This window comes from Halorubrum sp. AJ67, assembly GCF_000513435.1.
Genome location: NZ_CBVY010000023.1, coordinates 35899 through 40890 on the forward strand (window position 1 = coordinate 35899; position 4992 = coordinate 40890).

A 4992-nucleotide genomic window follows, 5' to 3' on the forward strand; every position below is an offset into this window, starting at 1 on the left:
GTTCGTCGACCCCGACGGCGAGCGCGACGGTAACCGGAACGTCCGCGAGGCGAGCGGGTCGCCGCGATCGTCGACGCCTACGTCGCCGCGGGCGTCGATCCCGACCGACATCGGCGTCATCGCGCCCTTCCGCGCGCAGGTCGCGGAGATCGGTCGCCGGACATCGGTCACCGTCGACACCGTCGACCGCTTCCAGGGCTCCTCGAAGGAGGTGATCGTCGTCTCGCTCGTCGCGACCGGCGACCTCGACGGTCCCATCTTCGAGGACCACCGCCGCGTGAACGTGGCGCTCACGCGGGCGAAAAAGCAGCTGACGATCGTCGGCGACGCCGACGCGCTCGGCTCCGACCCGTTCTACGCGCGCATGCTGGAGTGGGCTCGGCGGTGACCCGGCGGTGAGGCGGAGCCGAGGCGTTCAGTTCCCGTCCGCGTCGGACGCCGACTCGGTCACGATCCCCGGTTCCTTGCTCGCGATCACGACGATCCGGTCGGTGAGGTCCTCGACCGCGTTGGCGAGTTCGTCAAGCAGGATCGCGAGCTCGCGGTAGACGAGGGGCTGGTCGATCGTCTCGTCGGCGAACGCGGTCTCGATCGCGTCGTTACGGAGGCCGTCGCACTCGCTTTCCAGCTCGCGGATCGCCTCGATCCCCTCGGTCAGCGTCTCCGTGGCGTCGGCGCGCGCCAGCCCCCTGACGAACCCCTCGACCACGTCGCCGAGGACCGCGACCATCTCGGCGATCCGATCGGCCATCTCGCGCATGTCGTCGAAGGAGTCGACGCCCGCGTCGGGGCGCATCATCGCCACTTCCTGTGCGATCCGTTCGGTGAGGTTCGCGACAACATCCAACTCGTTGTAGAAGTCGAGCAGGGCGGACTCGTTGAAGTTGATCCGGGTGTTCAACAACCCGATGTCGTCCGGGCCCGCGTCCGTGATGAGCGTCCGGAGGTCGCGGACGAGGTCGTCGCACTCGCTCTCGACGGCGGCTATCTCGTCGACCGTGTCGCGGTACGGCCCGTCCGCCGCGTACTCGTCGAGGACCCGCGGGAGGAGGACGACGCAGTCGTCGATCCGGTCGAGGTACGTCACGGTCTGCGCCTCCAGCCGCTCCCCGAAGTCGGCCTCGGTGGACATGCCTCGATCCACGCGCGTCGACGGTAAAGAGGTTCCCTCGCGTCCGATCGATGGTGAGGGTCGGGGGCGCTCTCCGGTGACCTCCGGCGATCCCTAACGATCTCCGCGGACCCCCGGCGACTTCCGACGATCCCCAGCGAGCCCCGACGACGCTACAGGTCGTCGACCGCGTCGAGCGCGGTCTCGATATCGGGAGCGTCGAACCAGTCGCGGCCGGTGTACGCGTTCGTCCCGGCCGCGTACAGGCCCGAGACCGCGTCGACGACCCCCGGAGGGGAGGGGAACGGGGTCCGGCTCGCAGAGCTCGCGCCAGTCGTCGGTGTCGCGGTCCGCGACCGCACGCCTTCGCCTCCTTCACGGCCGCGACCCAGTCGGGGTCGTTCGCCTTGTACCACTGGCGGACGACCTCCTTCGAGATCCCCCGGCCGCCGTAGGAGAACCGGTTCTCGTCGAAGGTGCCGACCACGTCGGCGACGCGGAGGTCGCCGTCGGCGTAGAGGCACTCGATCTTCCCGTCCTCGTGGACGAACCCGGCCGCCTCAGCGCGATCGGTGACGACGCGGTTCACGTCGCGCGCGAGCGACTCCAGCGCGTCGACGTCGGCCGCGCCCGCTATCTCGTCCGCCTCCGGCCGCGCGAGGTAGCGGTCCTGCTGTTCGTACTTCGTCGAGAACTCCACGACCGGCGCGGGGAGGTCGACCGGCTCGTCCGGCCACTCGTCGGGGTCGACGCCGAGCGCCGAGTCGAGACCGAACTCGGCGGGGGTCGCGCGACGCCGCAGGCTGGACCCGACCGGGACCCGGTTGCGGAAGACGACCTCCAGCGGGACGAGGTAGTTGTCGCCGCCCGCGGCGTGGAAGGCGTCGTAGTCGTAGCCCGCGTGGGGACCCTCGTACGGCAGGTCGGGGACCTGCGTCAGGTCGAGGGCCATCTCGGTCGGCGGGGCGGTCGCCTCGCCGAGGGGGACGGCCGTCGGCGCGTCGCCATCACCGTCGCCGCCGTCGGCGGTCTCCACCGGGTCGGTGACGCCCCGGTAATGGGTCGGGACCCCCTCGCGTTCCAGCAGTTCGAAGTTGAACGCGCCCATCACACAGAGGCTCGCCCCCTTGTTCGGGATCGCGTCGGGCATCTGCCCCCAGTCGAACACGGAGTAGGCGTCCGTGAAGACGAACCGCCCCCGACCGAGTCCGTCGGCGGTCGCCGGCTCGTCGACGCGGAACTCCTTGACGCTCGTCATGGCTCACACCGCGACCGCCTCCCACATGAAACTTCCAGTTACGTGGTCACCTTGGGATACTCATATCCAATTCGATCCATAGACGCGGATCGAAATGGGTGCGGCGGCGGTCGTCGACCGCGCGGTCGCATCGAAAGCGACACCCCGATCGGTCTCCCATCGGGTGGCATGAATGACGCGCGCGAGGTCGTCGTCCTCCGCTACGGCCACCGGCCGGGACGCGACGACCGCATGACGACGCACGTGGGACTCACGGCGCGGGCGCTCGGCGCGGACCGGGTGATCTTCCCCGACAACGCCGGCCAGTCGGCGGAGACCGTCCGCGACATCACCGACCGGTTCGGCGGCCCGTTCGACGTGGAACTGCGCGACGACCAGAAGGCGATCGTCAGGGAGTTCGACGGGGTCGTCGTCCACCTCACGATGTACGGCGAGCGCGTTCAGGACGTGGAAGGGGAGATCCGCGAGGCGACCGGTCTCGCGGACGACGGCGAAGTGGGGAGCGCCGCGACCGCTGGCGGATCGCCGCCCTCGCCCCGCGACGTCCTCGTCGTCGTCGGCGGCGAGAAGGTGCCGTGGGCGCTGTACGAGCGCGCCGACTTCAACGTGGGCGTGACGAACCAGCCGCACTCCGAGGTCGCCGGGCTGGCAGTGTTCCTCGACCGGCTGTTCGACGGGACCGAACTGGACCGCGAGTGGGCGGACGCCGATCGTCGGGTCGTCCCCGAGGCGACCGGGAAGACCGTGGTCGACGCCGAGGAGGCGGCCGGCAGCGACGATTCCGGATCCGAAGACCGCGACTGACCCGACGGCTCGCCTCAGTGACCGGGATTCGGTCCTCCGTCCGCGGTTCGGTCCTCAGTCCGGGTCTCGGTCCACCGCCTCCGGCGCACCGCTCAGGATACCGCTGAGCTGCGACATCGGCTCGCCGACCTCGATCCCTCGGTCGGTGATCCGAAACTCGCGGATCGTCCGCTCGAAGTCGCTCGTCCGCTTTTTCAACACGCCGATCGCCTTCCGGAGTTCGCCGTCCACCTCGATGTGCCGCAGGAAGATGATGTTGTCCGCGAGGTAGCTCATGTTCTCCATCGTCGCCTGGAACTCCCCCGTGATGTTGCGCGTCTCGTCGACGAAGATCGTCGTCACCCCCATGTTCTTGAGGTACCGGCCGAGCGCGTGTATCTGCTGGAGCATCGTCCCGTCGGTCCCGCGGAGCGTCAGCCGGTAGCCGGCGATGCCGTCGACCATCACGATCTTCGCGTCCCTCGCTTCGACCTCCTCGCGGACCATCCGCGCGAACTCCTGTGGCGACCGCTCTAACGCCTCCACCTCGGTCACCTGGAGGGTCCCCTGTTCGATCATCTCGTCGACGGGGACGCCGATCGCCCGCGATCGGGAGAGGAACGTCTCCTCGCTCTCCTCGAACAGGTAGATGACGGAGCGCTCGCCGCGCTTGGCCGCCTCCCGCATGAACTGCGTGGAGAGGGTGGTCTTGCCCGCGCCCGTCGGTCCGCTCACGATGCTGACGGTCCCCCGCTCGATCCCGCCGTTGAGCAGCGCGTCGACCTCGTCGACGCCCGAGGAGATCTGCTCGAAGTCGAACTCGACCGCGTGTTCGCCGGGCTGTAAGGCGGGATAGACCTCGACGCCCGCGTCGGTGACCCGGTAGGCGTGTTCCCCTCCCTGCGTCGACGACCCGCGGAACTTCGGGACGGCAATCGTCTTGCCGTACCCCGCCGTGTCCAGTCGGATCGTGCCGTCGGTGACGAACTCGAGGTCGTCCGTCGGCAGCGACTCGGTGTCCTGAACCGTGAACAGCACCGTCGCGTCACGGTCTTTCAGGAAGCGCATGAAGCCGACGACCTGCTTGCGGAACTGGTAGTCGTCGGACATGAGAAACCGGAGTTGCGTCAGCGGGTCGACGACGACCCTGTCCGGGTCGACCGCGGTCACGCCCTCGACGATCCGCTCCGTGATCGGCTCGCGTTCGACCTCCTCGGGGGCGAACACCTCGTACGACTGGTCTTCCGTGAACACGTCCGCGCCGGGACTCAGATCGAGGAACTCGATCGCGTCGGTGTCGAATCCCAGCGCCTCGGCGTTCGCCTTCAGGTCGCTCAGGTCCTCTTCGAGGTTGATGAACAGGACCGTCTCGCCGCGCTCGACCCCGGCGGCGAGGAAGTGGAGGCTGAGGATCGTCTTCCCGCTCCCCGCCTGCCCGCGGATCATGTAGCTTCGCTCTCGAATGAGTCCCCCGGACAGGATCTCGTCGAGCCCAGGGATACCGGTCGAGAGTCGGTCGGATAGCGACGGTGCCATGTTTTCTCTGTGCGCGACGACCGACATAAGCGTGGGTGACGGTCACCCCGCGTCGAGAGTGCCGGTCGCGGACCCGAATTTTCCGTACCTCTTAGTGGATGTGGGTCGTCGTTCGAAGGGAGATGGGGCCGAACTCGGGAGAGCGCGTCGGAGCGTCCGGGCCCGCAAGGTCGCTCGAGCTCGACGACGACGCCCGCGTGCTGCTGTTCGTCGAACGGCGGCGCGACCGCGAACTGCTCGTCGACGCCCTCGGCGACCGGTACGCGGTCGACGCCGCCAGCGAGGCGGCGGCGCTCGACGAGCG

At 68.8% G+C, this 4992-nt stretch carries 3 protein-coding genes and 3 pseudogenes; 3 read left to right on the plus strand and 3 right to left on the minus strand.

The window, feature by feature from the left end; genetic code table 11:
- Positions 1–388, plus strand: a pseudogene (locus BN903_RS14035) (C-terminal helicase domain-containing protein); the annotation flags it as partial.
- A gap of 27 nt (positions 389–415) precedes the next feature.
- Here BN903_RS14035 and BN903_RS14040 read toward each other — a convergent pair.
- Positions 416–1132, minus strand: a complete 717-nt coding sequence (locus BN903_RS14040) for a DUF47 domain-containing protein (protein WP_048078323.1) — start codon at positions 1130–1132, stop codon at positions 416–418.
- 152 nt (positions 1133–1284) lie between these two features.
- Positions 1285–2369 (minus strand): annotated as a pseudogene (locus tag BN903_RS14045) (phosphoribosylaminoimidazolesuccinocarboxamide synthase).
- 168 nt (positions 2370–2537) lie between these two features.
- Here BN903_RS14045 and BN903_RS14050 point away from each other — a divergent pair.
- A complete protein-coding gene (locus BN903_RS14050) occupies positions 2538–3173 on the plus strand; it encodes a tRNA (cytidine(56)-2'-O)-methyltransferase (RefSeq protein ID WP_048078324.1) in 636 nt (211 codons plus the stop codon).
- A gap of 54 nt (positions 3174–3227) precedes the next feature.
- On the opposite strand, the gene BN903_RS14055 is transcribed toward BN903_RS14050, so the two are convergent.
- The gene (locus tag BN903_RS14055) at positions 3228–4688 is read right to left on the minus strand and encodes an ATPase domain-containing protein (RefSeq protein WP_048078325.1); all 1461 of its coding nucleotides are present in this window, start codon (positions 4686–4688) and stop codon (positions 3228–3230) included.
- Positions 4689–4810: 122 nt separating this feature from the next.
- Here BN903_RS14055 and BN903_RS17685 point away from each other — a divergent pair.
- Positions 4811–4992: pseudogene (locus BN903_RS17685) on the plus strand (PAS domain-containing sensor histidine kinase); the annotation flags it as partial.

Coding starts and splice junctions, on each gene's coding strand:
- BN903_RS14055 (WP_048078325.1), bottom strand. CDS start 4,688: ATGGCACCGTCGCTATCCGACCGACTCTCGACCGGTATCCCTGGGCTC.
- BN903_RS14050 (WP_048078324.1), top strand. CDS start 2,538: ATGAATGACGCGCGCGAGGTCGTCGTCCTCCGCTACGGCCACCGGCCG.
- BN903_RS14040 (WP_048078323.1), bottom strand. CDS start 1,132: ATGTCCACCGAGGCCGACTTCGGGGAGCGGCTGGAGGCGCAGACCGTG.